This is a genomic window from Geobacillus thermopakistaniensis, from assembly GCF_000498995.1.
GTDB lineage: Bacteria > Bacillota > Bacilli > Bacillales > Anoxybacillaceae > Geobacillus > Geobacillus thermoleovorans.
This window is the reverse complement of sequence record NZ_AYSF01000079.1, coordinates 1-16,326: the sequence shown is the minus strand read 5'-3', so window position 1 is coordinate 16,326 and position 16,326 is coordinate 1. Positions and strand designations below refer to the sequence as shown.

Annotated in this window: 14 protein-coding genes and 2 pseudogenes; 3 read left to right on the top strand and 13 right to left on the bottom strand. The window is 50.0% G+C overall.

Translation table 11 applies throughout. The features are described from left to right. From T260_RS124415 to T260_RS124440, 6 genes are all read right to left on the bottom strand, one after another. The coding region (locus tag T260_RS124415) for a fructose PTS transporter subunit IIA (RefSeq protein WP_023634436.1) at window positions 1–1,078 on the bottom strand (1,078 nt) is incomplete at its 3' end. A 25-nt stretch (window positions 1,079–1,103) separates the two neighbouring features. Continuing rightward, complete coding sequence (pfkB, locus tag T260_RS124420; protein WP_014195938.1) at window positions 1,104–2,015, bottom strand: 1-phosphofructokinase; 912 nt, start codon at window positions 2,013–2,015, stop codon at window positions 1,104–1,106. Continuing rightward, window positions 2,012–2,764, bottom strand: coding sequence for a DeoR/GlpR family DNA-binding transcription regulator (locus T260_RS124425; protein WP_023634435.1), 753 nt, complete (start codon window positions 2,762–2,764; stop codon window positions 2,012–2,014). The genes pfkB and T260_RS124425 overlap by 4 nt, the downstream gene beginning before the upstream one ends. Window positions 2,765–3,099: 335 nt before the next feature. Further along, window positions 3,100–4,929 (bottom strand): bifunctional diguanylate cyclase/phosphohydrolase, encoded by a 1,830-nt coding sequence (locus tag T260_RS124430; RefSeq protein ID WP_031213136.1) that lies wholly within the window; start codon window positions 4,927–4,929, stop codon window positions 3,100–3,102. Between the two features lie 192 nt (window positions 4,930–5,121). Then, window positions 5,122–5,718 (bottom strand): DUF5317 domain-containing protein, encoded by a 597-nt coding sequence (locus T260_RS124435; protein ID WP_015374932.1) that lies wholly within the window; start codon window positions 5,716–5,718, stop codon window positions 5,122–5,124. A 401-nt stretch (window positions 5,719–6,119) separates the two neighbouring features. Continuing rightward, window positions 6,120–6,314 (bottom strand): hypothetical protein, encoded by a 195-nt coding sequence (locus T260_RS124440; RefSeq protein WP_023634432.1) that lies wholly within the window; start codon window positions 6,312–6,314, stop codon window positions 6,120–6,122. Between the two features lie 191 nt (window positions 6,315–6,505). Between T260_RS124440 and T260_RS124445 the strand changes: the two genes are divergently transcribed. Further along, on the top strand, window positions 6,506–6,787 hold the full coding sequence (locus T260_RS124445) for an AbrB/MazE/SpoVT family DNA-binding domain-containing protein (protein WP_013523845.1): 282 nt from the start codon (window positions 6,506–6,508) through the stop codon (window positions 6,785–6,787). Window positions 6,788–6,807: 20 nt separating this feature from the next. After that, on the top strand, window positions 6,808–7,230 hold the full coding sequence (locus tag T260_RS124450) for a type II toxin-antitoxin system death-on-curing family toxin (protein WP_014195947.1): 423 nt from the start codon (window positions 6,808–6,810) through the stop codon (window positions 7,228–7,230). 488 nt (window positions 7,231–7,718) lie between these two features. Here T260_RS124450 and T260_RS1000000139075 read toward each other — a convergent pair whose 3' ends face one another. From T260_RS1000000139075 to T260_RS124455, 3 genes and pseudogenes are all read right to left on the bottom strand, one after another. Continuing rightward, window positions 7,719–7,865, bottom strand: a complete 147-nt coding sequence (locus tag T260_RS1000000139075) for a FeoB-associated Cys-rich membrane protein (RefSeq protein WP_014195950.1) — start codon at window positions 7,863–7,865, stop codon at window positions 7,719–7,721. A 15-nt stretch (window positions 7,866–7,880) separates the two neighbouring features. After that, a pseudogene (gene feoB, locus T260_RS01000000138120) lies at window positions 7,881–10,052 on the bottom strand (ferrous iron transport protein B). Between the two features lie 2 nt (window positions 10,053–10,054). Continuing rightward, the gene (locus T260_RS124455) at window positions 10,055–10,276 is read right to left on the bottom strand and encodes a FeoA family protein (protein ID WP_023634431.1); all 222 of its coding nucleotides are present in this window, start codon (window positions 10,274–10,276) and stop codon (window positions 10,055–10,057) included. Window positions 10,277–10,502: 226 nt separating this feature from the next. On the opposite strand from T260_RS124455, the gene T260_RS124460 reads away from it, so the two are divergent. Continuing rightward, the gene (locus T260_RS124460) at window positions 10,503–11,459 is read left to right on the top strand and encodes a bile acid:sodium symporter family protein (protein WP_020279325.1); all 957 of its coding nucleotides are present in this window, start codon (window positions 10,503–10,505) and stop codon (window positions 11,457–11,459) included. A 138-nt stretch (window positions 11,460–11,597) separates the two neighbouring features. Here the strand turns inward: T260_RS124460 and T260_RS124465 are convergent, their stop codons facing one another. The 4 genes and pseudogenes from T260_RS124465 to T260_RS124475 form a co-directional block, all read right to left on the bottom strand. Next, on the bottom strand, window positions 11,598–12,524 hold the full coding sequence (locus tag T260_RS124465; protein WP_020279324.1) for an endonuclease I family protein: 927 nt from the start codon (window positions 12,522–12,524) through the stop codon (window positions 11,598–11,600). 63 nt (window positions 12,525–12,587) lie between these two features. Continuing rightward, window positions 12,588–13,220: pseudogene (locus tag T260_RS0120860) on the bottom strand (Na+/H+ antiporter NhaC family protein); the annotation flags it as partial. 1,169 nt (window positions 13,221–14,389) lie between these two features. Then, a complete protein-coding gene (locus T260_RS124470) occupies window positions 14,390–15,238 on the bottom strand; it encodes a metallophosphoesterase (RefSeq protein ID WP_014195957.1) in 849 nt (282 codons plus the stop codon). A 60-nt stretch (window positions 15,239–15,298) separates the two neighbouring features. Further along, on the bottom strand, window positions 15,299–15,874 hold the full coding sequence (locus T260_RS124475) for a YkoP family protein (RefSeq protein ID WP_020279320.1): 576 nt from the start codon (window positions 15,872–15,874) through the stop codon (window positions 15,299–15,301). Window positions 15,875–16,326: the final 452 nt, after the last annotated feature.

Here is a 16,326-nt window from a genome sequence, read left to right as displayed (position 1 = left end):
AACTCCGGGAAAAAAAAGCTGCCGAAAAAGGAACCATTAACGCAAACGCATTGCCGCCGCCAATGTCCATTAACAGTTTGGCAAACGGATGATACGACGGATCTTTCGGATCAAACGCTTTAATGCCGAAGGTGAAGGAAAGCGCAATCAAAATCCCGCCGCCGACGACAAACGGAAGCATATTCGATACACCGTTCATCAAATGCTTGTAAAAACCGGTGCGCGGCTTTGCCGCTCCCGCGCTGCCTCGCGCCGTGCTGCTCGCCCGATAAATCGGTGCATCTTGGCGCAACGCCTGCTCGATCAGCTTCTCCGGCTGACGAATCGCCTGGGCGACTGGCACTTGAATGACGTGTTTGCCGTTGAAGCGGTCCATTTCGACTTGTTTATCGGCTGCGACAATGATCGCCGTTGCCTCTTCAATCTCCTGCGCCGTCAGAGCGTTTTTCACTCCATCGGAGCCGTTTGTCTCGACTTTGATCGCCACCCCCATTTCCGCCGCTTTCGCTTTCAGTGCATCAGCGGCCATATACGTATGAGCGATTCCTGTCGGACAAGCGGTCACCGCCAGCACTTTCCGTCGGCCGCCAGATGGGGCGCCTTGCAGAGACGGTTCTTCCCTTTTGTTCTCTTTCTCTTTGAACAAACGGAGGATCTCCTCTTCATCCGAAGCACGCTCCAACCGGGTGCGGAACGAGGCATCCATCAACAGCGACGATAGTTTCGCCAACGCCTGCAAATGCGTCTGTTCCCCGCCTTCCGGGGCCGCAATCATGAAAAACAAATGGCTTGGCTGGCCGTCCAGCGACTCGTAATCAATCCCGGCGGTCGAACGGCCAAACGCCACCGCCGGGCGCTTGACCGCCGCCGTTTTGGCGTGCGGAATGGCAACGCCATCTCCAACGCCGGTCGTGCTTTGTTGTTCGCGCGCCCAAATCGCTCGTTTGAACGCCTCCACATCGCTGACCGCCCCCGCCTCGGCGAGTTTCGCGGCCAATTCATCAATCACTTCCTCTTTTGTCTTTGCCCGAAGTTCAAGAATCATCGTTTCCTTTGTTAACAAATCCGTGACGTTCATCTGTACGCCCCCCCTTGATTTCCTCCTATAAACGCACGACGCGGACGCGGTCGACGAGCGCTTCGACTTCCTCTTTCGTGCATAAATCTTCCGAAAACGCGGTCGCGCTTCCGGCGGCGACACTGTAAGCGAACGCTTCCTCGATCGGTTTTCCGCTCGTATGGGCGGCTAAAAACCCAGCGACCATCGAATCACCCGCCCCGACCGAATTTTTCACCGTTCCTTTTGGCGCTTCGGCAAACAGCGTTGCTTCCCGGCCGAAGTAAAACGCCCCCGCGCCGCCCATCGAGACGATGAGATGCTCTACTCCTCTTTCAACCAACCGGCGGCCATAGAGGATGATGTCTTCTTTCGTCAGCACAGCGGCGCCAAACAGTTCGGCCAGCTCATGGTGGTTCGGCTTGGCCAAAAACGGCCGGCAGGCGAGCAGCGCCTCGAGCGCCGGACCGCTCGTATCGACAACAAGACGAACACGCCGTTTCACCGCTCGAGCCGCCAATCGCTCGTACATGTCCGCCGACAGCGACATCGGCGCGCTTCCGGCGAGCACAAGCACATCACCGGCCGAAAGCGCTCCGATTTTCGCTATCAATTGCGTTGCATCGTCATCGGCAATCATCGGGCCTTCACCGTTAATTTCCGTCTCCCGCCCCGCTTTCAGTTTGACGTTAATGCGCGTTTGCCCTGGGACATGAACAAAATCGCAGGCAATGCCTTCTTTCCGAAGCTCGCTTTCAATGAACCCGCCGGTAAATCCCCCGACAAATCCAAGCGCCGTGCTGTCAACATCCAAACGCTTCAACACGCGCGATACATTGATCCCTTTCCCGCCCGGAAATGTGAACGTTTTCACCGAACGATTCAGTTCACCAACATGCAGCTCATCGAGGTGAACGATATAATCAACAGATGGATTCAACGTGCATGTGTAAATCACGGAGCCACAACCTCTACTGTTGTTTTTGTTCGATACAAATCTTTCCACTCTTCATCCAATTCATCGGTGATCAACACCGCTTCATGCAAATCAGCAATTTTCGCAAACGCGCTTTCATTCAACTTCGAATGGTCAGCAAGCACATACGCGCGTTGCGCCAGCTGCATCGCCGTATATTTCACCAGCGCTTCTTCCGGATCCGGCGTCGTATAACCATAGTCGTAATGAACGCCGTTGGCGCCGATGAAGCATTGGTCAAAGCGATACTGCCGCAGCGACTCGATGGCGCCGCGCCCGATCAACGCCTTCGTTCTCGGCTTGATCATGCCGCCGATCAAATACGTCGCCACATTGTGCTCAAGCAACCGCTCGACATGCATCACGCCGTTCGTGACAACGATGACCTCTTTGTCAGCTAAATGTGGAATCATTTCCCACGTTGTCGTTCCCGCATCTAAATAAATGCAGTTTCCTTTTTGGACCAAACTGGCCGCATACGCGGCAATCCGCCGCTTTTCTTCGATATATTTCAACGACTTTTCCGATACGCTTAACTCTTCGCGCTTCTGCTGCAACAAGGCCGCCCCGCCGTGCACACGGCGCAGTTTCTTTTCGGTTTCAAGCTGCGTCAAATCGCGGCGAATCGTCGACTCCGACGCCCCAGTCGCCTCCACGAGCTCTTGCAGCTTGATGACTCCTTTTTGCGCCAACAGGTCCAAAATGAGGCGGTGACGTTCTTCTGTCAGCACACTCCCACCTCCGATCATCGGGGATATCGCTTACAACTCTATCATATCCCAAGATAGTGAAAAAATCAATCAAAAACATTCATTTTCTATCAATATAAATCAAATAAATAATTCAATCAATCAAAATCGATCAAAATCTCATCCATAAGTAAATGTTCCTCTCTACTCCCAGCACATGAACGTCACAGCCCACCGACGCTTGATTTTTCACAGAAAGGTCCATGGGCAATGGTTTGCCCTCCACCCGGGGATTGAAAATCACCGCTTGCCGGCGCAGGATTTTCACGGAAAGCCAAAAATAAAAACACTTGCCATCGGCAAGTGCCTTCTTTCACTTAATTCAGTTGCTCCATCTCGGCAAGCGGCAAATAATGCTTCCGCACAAACGCGATAAACTTCGCCGCATAGACCGGATCAAACTGCGTTCCTGCGCAGCGCTCGATTTCCTCAAGCGCCTCTTCAAACGTTTTCGTCGGCTGGTACGGCCGCTCCGTTGTCATAGCGTCAAACGAGTCGATAATACACAAAATGCGGGCCAGTTTCGGGATTTCTTCCCCTTTCAGCCCGTACGGATACCCTTTCCCATCATATCGTTCGTGGTGCAGCTCGACAAGCGGAAGCAAATCATCAAACCGCTTCTCCGCCGCCACAATCTCGCGTCCCCACGTTACGTGCTTTTTAATGATCTCCCATTCATGCTTCTCCAACTTTCCCCGCTTATTTAAAATATCGCGCGGCACTTCAATTTTGCCAATGTCATGGATGAGCGCCCCTAAAATGAGCGTCTGCCGTTCATGGTCGGTCAACTCATCAAGACGGCTGCCAAACTCCAACGCATATTTAAACACCCGTTTGCTATGGCGGTATGTATAGACATCTTTGGAAAGAAAAAATTTCACTTGCTGCTCGAGCGCTTCCAAATCTTGCTTAAACTTAATCTCATCCAAGCACATATTGTGCTTATCATACAGCTGCACGTTGTTTTTCCCTTGCGCCTTGGCGTAATACAGCGCTTGATCGGCGCGATGGATCAATTCCTCGCTTTCGTACATATCTTTTTCCATCTCGGCGATGCCGCACGAAAACGACAGGCAACGATACGGAATATGCTCGACGCCTTCAAAATATGTATCGTTCACTTCTTTGCGCAACCGGTTTAAAAACGCGTACGCGTCTTCTTTCGTCGTGTTGGGCATTAAAATGGCAAACTCTTCTCCGCCATAGCGGGCGACCGTGAAGTTCATCCCTTCGACTGCTTTTTGCAGTAGTTTCCCGAAAAAAGTCAACAAACGATCGCCCTGCAAATGGCCGTTTCGGTCATTGTATTTTTTAAAATCGTCTAGATCAAGGAACGCCAATGCCAACGGCTGTTTAAGCAGTTTGCAGTCGGAAAACTGCTCCTTGAGCGTTTCTTTGAAAAAGCCATGGTTGTAAAGACCGGTGAGGTGGTCTTTGTTAGCTCGATTAGATATTAGTTGGTATAATTCTAAGAATTTCTTAAAAACAATCGATAATATCGTTACTAAAATAATAAATAGGGACAAGCCGAAATATTTCTCTTCCGACAACAAAATGGCTAAAACCATTGAAAGAAGCAATGTTACTGAATAACCAACACATGCCTCTTTTAGGACCCCCAACTCAAGAGCTCCTTTAAATACTTGGCCAAGAAAAAAGAAGAAAAGAAATATTAATGATACATTAATACTAAAATAAACTAGCAAACTAATCAAATAAGGGAATAAATAATGGACATTTATTTTCCCAATATCCCCATTGAAGAATAAAAATGAATAATAGGCACCCGATATCATCAAGCAATACATTGAGAAATTAAATAAATGTCTCCATATAGACATTCGTTGATTACGATACAATTCTATAACACTAAAAATGAAAAGGACCTGCAATGCAAAGTTGAGTCCATATAAAAATAAAGTAGCCAAATAAACAGCCGAATCCATCGAAAAAGAATTAGCTTTAGGAGGCAAGATAATAGGAAAAAGATTCAATAGAACGACAGAACCAGTCAATATATATACTAAAGCCCAATCTTTTAAAGATTGAGCATGGATATCAACCTCTGCAACAAATATATATATCCCTAAAAGAGAGACAATAATAGTATACAACTTTTCTTTGTTTTTTAAGTGTTCAAAAACCATACAAAATCACTCTCAGTTAAAAAATTTTAAAGAAGGAGTATCTCCTCCCTCTTTTTAGATTAACGTTATTGTTCCTACTCAATGAGCTTAAACCCCGACGTCAACGCTACAATCACCGAACCGAGGATGAACAAATTGATCAATACTTGTTTTGCTTTGAATTTCATGTCCTTTTCCCCCTTAAAAATTAGTTTATTGATTCGCAGGAGCGGCCGTTGTTTCTTTCTCAGCATCGTCTGCCCCATGGCGCGGTGCACTGAGCATCAGATGCTGGATGAACAAGAACGCCCCTACGTTCATCACAACGTCGCCGATGCTGATGACTTGTTGGCGCGGGTACGGCGGAGACAGCGGGATGATGTCGCCAAGAAACGGCAGAAGCGTATCCGATGTGATCGCCTGGTGCTTGCCGTACAGACCGGCTTTTAACGCTTCGATGTATTCGCGGCCGAGAAATTGGGCGGCTTCGATCGATACCGGCATCCGTCCGCCGTTTACGGCCATGACGATAAAGTTAAGCAAGACGCCGGCGAAGATGACCGGAAACCCCGGCTGATGGCGGTTGAGCCACAGAAATGCGAGTCCTGTGATATAGACGAGAAGAAAAATAACGTTGCTCATTTTGGCGATCCACTCGATGCGTTCTTGAAGGAAAAAGACGATAAACTGCACCGCCAACAAGAGCGGAAACAACCAACCGCCGCGCAATTTCATGTTGGCCAACCCTTTCAGGCTTCCGCCGCGAAACCAGCCGATCAACAACGACAAAATGATTCCATCGTAAACCATAATGCTGTCCCCTTGATAAACAGAATTTTCTCTTTTTTCTAAACTACTGTCCTCACTTCTATTTTTACCGTTTTTTTCATTCCATGTAAATAGTCCGTTCGTCCTAACTACAAACAAATTTTGATGAATATCGTTTCCTTCTTTTCGTTTTCGTCATTCTTTGAAACAAGAAACGACAAAAACAGCGTCATGTATATCCATTGAATAGTGAAAAAGAACCTACCCTCAATGGAATGATCCCCCGACTGCGCAAACACTTAGCGGCAGGAGATTCTTGGGCGCGCCTGCCCACAGCCAGCAAGCCATCCTCGTTCATCTCACCGTTCCGCTTCCAAGCTTATGTGGATTGGCTTCACGCGCAAGATAATAAATGGATGGTCCGTCGCAACAATGAATATCCCTCATTCCTTCTGCAAGACAAAGATATTTGATAAACCAACTAAATCCCCCCCAAGCAATAATAAAGATAGCCGTCGTTGATCCGTTCCGTGACGCGGCTGTTTCATGTTCCACTGCTTGACGCTTCCGACCTCACTATGTCCGGCATGGCATAACACACAGACGGCATATCCGTACAAGCTCACTTTATGCGGCACTCCTCTTTCCCTCCTAACGACATCGATTCTAGAAATGCGGCATGCGTTTTTCTCGTTGAAAGACAAAAAGCCCTTTTTTATTATTCCGTATTGCTTTTCGGAAGATTATTGTTATAATTGTTTATACAGTAATAATTTTATGGATAAAAACGTCCTTTTTGCCCATTATATGGAAAGGAGATGAAAAAGAAATGGACGCGGAAATGTTGGGAAGCAAGGATGACAAAACGTATACACGTCGGATTAGCCAAGTCGGGAATAGTTTGTCCGTTAGCATCCCGAAAGATTTAGCCACGATGCTAAACCTAAATAAAGGCGATGAAATCGAAATATATTACGACAAGGAACGAGGGGAAATCGTGATGAAACGCGCAAACCGAATTCCAAAAGAAGTCCGTCCTGAAGTCGTGATGGCGATGAACCGCGCGATCTCCAAATATGACGAAGCGCTGCGCAACTTGAAATATAGATAAAGGAGCAACCGGAGGAAAACATGGTTTATTATTTGACAGCGGAAGAAATCATATTTATCCATTACACGGTCATGGAAATGTACGACGACGCAGAACAAGCGGGGATCCAATTCCCCGATAAATTCGCGTGGATGTTGGAAAGACCGAAAACGAAATTGTTCGGGGAGGAACAGTTCCCTTCGATTATTGAAAAGGCTTGCTGCTATTACCATTCCATCGCGACAGGTCATATTTTCCACAACGGCAATAAGCGGACGGCTTTAACCGTATTCGTCACGTTCCTTGATTTGAATGGATATGAATTCACTATGACCAATAAAGAAGCGGAAGATTTCACGGTGTACCTTGTCGAGGATGCCAAGTTCCGGGGAAATGATTGCATCCAGCATCTTGCCCACGAATTAGAGAGTTACATCCGTCCCATCCAAAAACGAAAAGAATGAGGAAAAGAGTGAGGAAAAGAGCGGGCCAAAGCCGGGTCAAGTTCAATTATTGCGTGAAATTCCATCGCCAACCCAGTAAACTTGGATGACAGGACAACAACATCGTTTTTTGCTGCTTTGTTTTTACACAACTGTGCGAACCTTGATCCAAAGCCGCCTTTTCGCTATCCTCAATTTTTAGGTATTGTCAAAAGTTTATCCTCCACACTCACGGTCTTCCCTTGAGTTTCAACGGTTGAACGAAAAAAGCTTTCTACCCCCGGTGTTTCGGCCATCATTGAGGCAACAACACCCAACAGCCAAAACAAAGGGCGGCCTGATTTTTTTCCTCCAGAGCCCGTTGAAACGGATGGTCCGTTGAAGCAGCTTACCCATTGTATCCCCGCTTATTTTTTGGCTATCCTACAACATGGAAGCGAAAGTCTTTCGTCGGAAAATGAGAAAAACGGATTCCGATCATCGTCAGGAATCCGTTCGTCTTGAACGGGTTACCTCTCCGTCCCGCAGCTGCCTCGGCAATGGTCAGCCGCATGGCATGACGCGCACGCCCCTTTGGCGCTTTTTTTCACGTGGCGAACCAGCGTCCAGCCGGCGTAGGCAAAAATCGCTCCGCCGATCACAAGATTCGCGATCATCGATTCTCTCTCCTTTCATGAATAACCAAGCATATGCCCAAACTGATAGACGGCAAACGAAATGACATACGCAACCGTCAGCGCGCATCCGATTGACAACAGCGTCCATTTCCGCGACCCGGTTTCTTTGCGAATCGCCGCCACCGTCGCTAGACACGGCGTATAAAGCAGGACGAACACCATAAAGCTGAACGCCGACAGCGGCGTGAAATGGGAGGCGATCACCTGCTTCAGCCCGTTCGTCTCATGAACGTGGTAAATAATATTCATCGTGGACACGACGACTTCTTTCGCCAAAAAGCCGGTGATCAAAGCCGCGCCCGCCTGCCAGGCGCCAAAGCCAAGCGGGGCGAGCAACGGAGCGATGAGGCCGCCGATGGCGGCGAGAAAACTGTCATCCATGGCAACGCCGACCCCATGCGGCCCGATATACGTCAACAGCCAAATGGCGACCGAACCGCCAAAAATAAACGTGCCGGCTTTGCGAACGAACCCTTTCCCTTTCTCCCATGTGCTCCGCCATAACGTGAGCGCCTGCGGCACGCGGTATGGCGGCAGTTCAATGACAAACAGCGAACTTTCGTTTTTCAAGAGCGTCGATGAGAACAACTTGGCGAGCCCCAAAGCCACTACAATGCCAAGCACGTAAAGTGAAAACACGACAAGCGCCTGCTCGCGGACGAAAAACGTGCCGGCAAACAAGGCGTACACCGGCAAGCGGGCGGAACACGACATAAACGGCAGCGCCAAGATCGTCAACAGCCGTTCTTTCGGCTGCTCGATCGTGCGCGCCGCCATCACCCCGGGAACGTTGCAGCCAAAGCCGATGATCATCGGGATAAACGCCTTGCCGTTTAACCCGATCGCTTCCATCATCCGGTCCATCACCATCGCCACGCGCGCCATGTACCCGGAGTCTTCGAGAAGCGAGATGAAAAAAAACAAAATGAAAATTTGCGGAACAAACACCAGAACCCCGCCGACCCCAGCGACAATCCCGTCCAAAACGAGTGCCTTGATAAACGGCGACGCCCCCGCCCAGTCGAGAAGACGGGACAGCCAATCAGTGAGCGGCCCTGAGAAGAAAGCGTCAAGCTGATCGGCAAGCGGCGTCCCAAGCCAGTTAAACGTGAGCATAAACACGAGATACATCAGCGCCAAAAAAATCGGCAGCCCGACATAACGGTTTGTCACAACCACATCGATTTTTTCCGTCCATGTCAACGGTTTGTTCTCAAGCGCGATCGCCGCAACAGCGATCGCCTCACCGATCCAGCGGTCACGCGTCTCATAAATCTGTTCGGCGACCGAAGATCCGAGCTTCTGTTCCGCCTCTGCGCGGGCTTCTAGAAGCGGAGAAAGATCCAACCGCCCGCGCAAATAGGCGGCGATGCGCTCGTTTCCTTCTAGAAATTGCAACGCCATCCAGCGCTTATCTCCCGGCATGNAGTAAATTCCGGAAAATTATGCCGAAAATTCGGCGACCGAAGATCCGAGCTTCTGTTCCGCCTCTGCGCGGGCTTCTAGAAGCGGAGAAAGATCCAACCGCCCGCGCAAATAGGCGGCGATGCGCTCGTTTCCTTCTAGAAATTGCAACGCCATCCAGCGCTTATCTCCCGGCATGTCATCGGGCAGTTGCTCAGCAATGCGACGGACTGCGCGTTCCACCTCAACGCCGTAATCAATAAAAATGCGGGAATGGTGTCCGTCTTTTGCCGACAAAATGGTGCGCGATAACTCCTTTGTCCCCTTTCCCGTTCGGGCGATGACCGGAACAACTGGGACGCCGAGATGGCGTGACAGCTTGGCGGCATCGATTTTGACGCCGCGTTTTTCAGCGACATCCACCATATTCAAAGCGATGATGAGCGGGCGGCCAAATTCCAATAGCTGAACCGTCAAATGCAAGTTGCGCTTGAGTTGCGACGCATCAACGATATTGACGATTGCCGAGCATGGCTCGGTCAATAAGAAATCAGTCGCCACTCCTTCATCACGGGACAGCGGCTGGAGCGAGTAAATGCCGGGCAAATCGACGACCGGCACACCGTGTTGGCGGAGCACTCCTACTTTCTTCTCAACCGTTACCCCGCTCCAGTTGCCAACATATTCATAAGAGCCGGTTAAACAATTAAACAATGACGTTTTTCCAGTGTTCGGATTGCCAAACAGCGCTACGTACGACATATTTATTTCACCTCAATGGATGACGCCTCTTTGCGCCGTAAGCCGATGGCCTGCCCATCAACTTCGATCATCACCGGTCCGCCAAACGGCATCGCAGCTTTCAACCGCACCATTTTTCCTTCTTTGACCCCTAGATGAAGGAGGCGCTGTTTCAGTCCCTCCTGCTCGACGGCCAAACGGACGACGACCGCCATTTCTCCTTTATGCAAATCGGTCAGCACCATCGTCTTTTCCCCCTATTTCCCTGTCTATTCTCATGTGTGTCAAGAATGATTCTTTTTCTCAATTCCTATCATAGCATAACCGAAGAAAAAGGAAGTGACTTTTTTCACAATCATTCTATATTGTCAACATTTTTTCAAAATTATTCTTCATATTAGTTGAACTCTTCAAAAAAATATATATAATTTCTTGTATATCTTTCCCATCTTTGTTCAAGGAGTGAGTACAGTGAATACACTAGGAAGAATCAGCAACTTTGTCGGCAATACGTTTGCGATTTGGGTGCTTTTGTTCGGAGCGCTTGCTTTTTTCGCTCCCGGCGCGTTTACGTGGATCGCCCCGTATATTGTGCCGCTTTTAGGCATCGTGATGTTTGGCATGGGATTGACGCTTTCAGCAGATGATTTCAAAGAAGTATTCAAACGTCCGCTTGATGTGTTGATCGGCGTCGTTGCCCAATTTCTGATCATGCCGCTTATCGCGTTTTTGCTCGCTTACTTTCTGCCGGTTTCGCGCGAAGTGGCGCTCGGCATTATTTTAGTCGGCTGCTGTCCGGGCGGAACGGCGTCCAACGTCATGACGTATTTGGCGAAAGGAGATACGGCTCTGTCGGTCGCCGTCACGTCTGTTTCGACGATTTTAGCGCCGATTTTGACGCCTTCGCTCATCTTGCTTTTAGCGGGAAAATGGCTGTCCGTATCGGCCGCAGCTTTGTTTTGGTCGATCGTCAAAGTCGTCCTGATTCCGATCCTTTTAGGACTCATCGCCCAGGCTCTGTTCCAAAAGCAAGTCAAAGCGTGCATCCCGGCGCTGCCGCTCGTTTCGGTCATCGCCATCGTGGCCATTGTCGCCGCCGTCGTCGGACAAAACCAGGCGGCCATTGCCAAAAGCGGACTGCTTATTTTTCTTATTGTCGTTGTTCATAACGGATTGGGCTTGCTGCTTGGGTATTGGTTTGCCAAACTGTTTCGCCTGTCACCGCCAAAACAAAAGGCGATTTCCATCGAAGTTGGCATGCAAAACTCCGGGCTTGGTGCGGCCTTAGCGACCGCCCATTTTTCGCCGCTCGCCGCCGTTCCGAGCGCCATTTTCAGCGTCTGGCACAATATTTCCGGTCCGATGGTCGCAACATACTTCCGCAAACAAGCAGATCGCCAGGCGGATGAACAAACGATTTCCGCTTAACCCCTCTCACGCTTTGCCTAGCAACAAAAAAGCTGTCTTCCGAAATGAATGATCGTTTTTCGGAGACAGCTTTTCCGCTCATCTTTCTTATTCCTTGACACCCGGGACAAAAGGCAGGCACCCGCCTTTCACCTCATTTCACAGCGCCCCTTCAAACGGAAACACCATCCGCCCTGCCAGTTCAGGAAAATCAATGAACGGGTTGCGGTTGCCTTGGATGAAAAAAATCGCGCTGTTGCGATGATGTTCATACACCGTCGGTGGAAATTGTTCGTGCCAACGGACAAGGAGCGGAATATCGATTTTGCGCCGAAACGACTTTGCGATCGCCTTTGGGTAGCGAAGCAGAAAGTACAACATCGCCCTTGCCGCCGTCCCTTTGCCGTATTCCGGCTCGAAATAGCCATTATGAACGACTCCGCAACGGTTTTGGATTTGCTCGTCGGGATCTTCCGGATTGTAAAACGGGAAATCCGCGTACGGAAAATTCGACCGCATCGTATTGCACTCCGGCTGGCAAACGAATAAATGATGCAAATCGCCTTTCATCGGTTCGCGGGCGCCAAACCAAGACTGCGGCACGACATGTTCGGCATTGAATTTCCATTGCTGCTCGATCGTTTTCACCCGCTCGTGCACATCGCCGAGCCCATGCTTCATTTTTTTCAACAACTGGCGAAATTCATCGTAGCGCCGTTTCATCGTTTGGACATCTTGGACGATCAACATCTTCGGGTCTTTTCGCTCGCCGGAGTACAAGCTTCGCACCGTTCCGTCCGGCTGCAAGTCGACCCATGTGTACAAATATTCGTCCTTGCTGAAAAAATACGGCAGCCGTCGCTTATGGGTGCGCGCCACCAGTTCGTGATAGCGGACAAACAACACCAATCCGTCCCCTTCAAGCGGCAGATGGCGGTAATACCGTTCGCGCGCCCGTTGGTCTTCATCCGCACGATAATACGCGTCCTCCACCGCGAGTCGCTCGTTCAACTGCTCCAGCTGGGCGGCAACATCTTCCGTTTGCCATTGGCCAAGCTCCTCAAGCCGCCGTTCCGCCTCTCCCATCGGCGCTCCCCTTTCTTTTTTCTTTTAGTGTATCATGGAAGGCGAAAGAGGGCGACAACAGCGTTAATGCAAAAGAAACGATGTCGCGCCGAACAAAACGGCGGCGATGCCGGCGGCGATCAACGATGGGATCAACTTCGTGCGCGCGTATTCCATCACCGGCAAATCCAAAATGGTGCAAAGCGTCACTGTATTGTCGCTGAGCGGCGACGCGAACGCCCCGAATGTGCCGCTTGCAAACACAGCGCCGATGACCGGCAAAATATTCGCTCCTGACTGGCTCGCGAGCGTTACACCAAGCGGCATCAACATCCCCCACGTCCCCCATGACGAGCCGATGAAATAGGAAATGACGGCGCCAAGCAAAAACAAAATCGGAGCGACGAAAAACGGCGGAATCCATTCTTTGACATGGCCCGTAATGTATTGCGAAAACCCTAAATCCTCCGCCACAGCCGACAGCGCCCAAATGAGCGCCAGCATTAAAATGACGGAAATCAGCTCATTGCCGCCTTTAACAAAATGAGTCAATAAATCGTTCAGCTTAAACTTTTGCCAAAGGAAAAAGGCCACTGTAATGATCACGGTAAACAACAGCGCCTCCAACATCGCACCGAGCGCATCGCTTTGCAAAAACGCCTGCCAAAACGTTCTTGCCCCCCGGCGGCCGTCCCACCAACTTAAAAACAACGTCAAGATCTTGACGTTGTTTTTAAGTTGGTGGGACGGCCGCCGGGGGGCAAGAACGTTTTGGCAGGCGTTTTTGCAAAGCGATGCGCTCGGTGCGATGTTGGAGGCGNTTTTCGGCACAATTTTAAGACAAGCACGATCGAAAGCGGAACGATCAAATTCCACGGCTTGACCGGCGTTTCTTTTTGGTAAGCGCGCGGGCATGTCTGCATCGCGTCTCCTTCTTCCCCTTGCGCTTCATTGGGCTCATTGTCAGCCGGCCGCTGTTCTTCCGCCATTTCGAGCGCCAACCGCTCGTTCCAGCTTCGAATCGGCGCCTCTTTCCGCTTTTCGCTTACTGCCGCTTGTTTTTTGCGCGAATAGACAAAAAAACTGTAGTAGAGCCCAACCGCAATAATGGCATACGAGAAAAAGTTAAACGGAATGCTTCGGACGTACACGATGTACGGCTCCGCTCCGATGCCAGCCGTATCAAGCGCCTTATCGATGACCGACACCATATAGCCGACAAACGCGGTGGCAATTGGGATGAGCGCGACAACCGGGTTGGATGTCACCTCAATGGCAAAGCCGATTTGCTGGGACGACAGCCCAAGCCGTTTGCGCAGCGCCTTCATGATCGGCGCGACGGTGACGATGCGAAAATCGGGGTCGCTAAACGTCACCATCGTCGAAATCCACGTCAGCAGCATGGCGGTTTTGGCCGATTTCACTTTTTTGCTGACGAGATGGACGAATCCTTTGATTCCGCCGGTGTATTTGATCATGCTGACAAGACCGGCGAACACATACAAGAAAATGATGATGCGAATGTTGTTCGTCTGCATCAAGTTATCGACGACGTAATGAAGCATCGTCCGCAGCCCGCCAAGCAACGACGGCGTCATGAAATAGCTGCCGACCAACAGCCCGACAAACAGTCCAGGGATCACTTGCTTCGTCCAAATTGAAATCGGGATGACAACTAAAAATGGCAAGAGAGCTTTCCACGACGGTTCCATTGGCCATTCACTCCTTTCTTTAAAAAGTATGGCGATTGTTTCCCTTGTCTATGCAAACGGTCATTGATTTTCCCCCAACAACAGGGAGACGAGTCCACACAAAAAGCGCGCCGCATGGTGGCACGCGCAAGCGAAACCGCTTTCCTGCCTAATAAAAAAATAAAAAGCTGCCAATTAGACAGCTTTCACTGCTTCTCTTCGGGACGGCAGCGCCAACAAGTGGAGCGTCACTTCCGGCTTCGAGCCGATTCGAATGTTCACCCCGGTTTGCCCAAGCCCTTCGTTGATATAAAACGGTTTCCCCTCCCATTCATGATAACCTTTGATCATGTTCCGCTCGGTGAGCGTTTTGCTCATTTTCGCCAAATGGTACGGCTTTGGCCAATGAATTTGCCCGCCGTGGAAATGGCCGGACAACAAGTAGTCAAAATGATAGTCTTTCATATGCGGCACGATGTCCGGATCGTGCGTCAACACGAGGTTGATGCCGTCTTTCACGCCGGCGTATGCCTTTTTGATGTCGCTGCGCCCCGTGTAAAAGTCATCGATGCCGATGATATTGACGGTTTGACCGTTGACGGTGATCGTTTTCGTCTCGTTTTGCAAGACGACGCAGCCGTGCGCCTCAAGCGTCGCTTTCAAGCGCGCAAACGGTTCGCCTTGAAGCACGTAATCGTGGTTGCCAAACACCGCATACATGCCGTACGTCGGTTTCAATGCATTCAGCGCGGCCAAATACGGACTGAGCTTGGCGATGCTTTCCTCACGGTCCAAAAAGTCGCCCGTCAACGCGATCAAATCGATCGCTTCCTCTTTCAGCTTTTCGTATAAATCGTCCGGGGTGATCGACAGTTTTTCAAGATGCAAATCCGATAGCTGCAAAATCCGAAGGGCTCCGTCTCCATCCTCTGAACGGCCGACTTGGACTTTATGCAAAACCGCTTCATACGTGTTGCGGTGGGCTTTGCGAATGGCCAAAGCAAGCAATAACAAGATTGCAAGAAAAACAAAAAAGAATGTCATCGTCTTCTCTCCTCCCTCGATACCCATTATAGTGAAACGGAGGAGAGAAGAAAGAGGGAGTTAGTGGATGAGATGGCAGCCGTACAACGAAAACAATTTTTCCTTTGACATCACCAAATATTTCGGCGGGCGGACAAGCGGCATGAGACGGTGTTGGGCCACTGTCATCATCGGCCAATGGGATGCCATTTTAAACCAACGATAAAATGAATTGCCAATGTCAATGGCATCAAATCCGAGTCTCTCACAACCTTTGTTTAACATCGTCACGCCGATGATCCCTTTTATGCGGGAGGACTGTTTGTGATGGTAAAGATGATGGGCAACATACGGCAAACCGGCTTTCACTTGTTCGAAAATATAACGTCCTTTTTGAATATCGCTTCGATACTGCATCAGTTCGCGAAGCAGACGAACATTATGAAGGTGAATTTTCAACAGCCAGTCATTGGCCGCGATCGTCGTTCCGTCCGAAAGGTGAATGGTTTCACCCTTGTATCGAAGCAAACGGACGCGGAAAATGGAACGACAGCCGTTCTCTTTCCCACCAACATATTCGAGGCGGGAACATGCATAATAGAGCGGATCCATCAGTCCCCATACAGACAACAGCCACTGCGTCGCTTTGCTTCTCATTGGCGGCATCCTTCCCTGCTCGTTCTATCCATTTACATTATGGAATCGATCGAGCGCCATTATAAATGAAAAAAGGAGAAAAAATCGCTGCATAACCAGTCGGGAGACGCGCGTACTGAGGTCCAGTTCCATTTCACCCCCTGCCCCAGGCTGTATCCCACCCGAACACAAGCGGAGCTGATCAACCAAACGATCGGGTTTTTGCAGGAAGGGCTTCGTTTGCTGTCGTTGTAGGGCAGTCGAACCGTGGGACGCACGGGGATGGCTTGGTTCATAGCCTGCCGTTGGGCGGGTGTTCCCAAGAATCTCCCACCTCTAAGCGTTAGCGTAGGTGGGAGAGCGTTCAATAAACCACCAACTCTCTAGAAGGCCGGTGAAAAAAGTACACCCTGAGGCAGGGATTTAGGGGGCTTATGTCGAAAAAGGAAGAAAAATCGTTGGAATGGAGCGTG

Bases quoted from the DNA above. Each gene is read 5' to 3' on its own strand.
- T260_RS124430 (WP_031213136.1), bottom strand. From the start codon at position 4,929: ATGGTTTTTGAACACTTAAAAAACAAAGAAAAGTTGTATACTATTATT.
- T260_RS124435 (WP_015374932.1), bottom strand. From the start codon at position 5,718: ATGGTTTACGATGGAATCATTTTGTCGTTGTTGATCGGCTGGTTTCGC.
- T260_RS124445 (WP_013523845.1), top strand. From the start codon at position 6,506: ATGGACGCGGAAATGTTGGGAAGCAAGGATGACAAAACGTATACACGT.
- T260_RS124450 (WP_014195947.1), top strand. From the start codon at position 6,808: ATGGTTTATTATTTGACAGCGGAAGAAATCATATTTATCCATTACACG.
- T260_RS1000000139075 (WP_014195950.1), bottom strand. From the start codon at position 7,865: ATGATCGCGAATCTTGTGATCGGCGGAGCGATTTTTGCCTACGCCGGC.
- T260_RS124455 (WP_023634431.1), bottom strand. From the start codon at position 10,276: ATGGTGCTGACCGATTTGCATAAAGGAGAAATGGCGGTCGTCGTCCGT.
- T260_RS124465 (WP_020279324.1), bottom strand. From the start codon at position 12,524: ATGGGAGAGGCGGAACGGCGGCTTGAGGAGCTTGGCCAATGGCAAACG.
- T260_RS124470 (WP_014195957.1), bottom strand. From the start codon at position 15,238: ATGACATTCTTTTTTGTTTTTCTTGCAATCTTGTTATTGCTTGCTTTG.
- T260_RS124475 (WP_020279320.1), bottom strand. From the start codon at position 15,874: ATGAGAAGCAAAGCGACGCAGTGGCTGTTGTCTGTATGGGGACTGATG.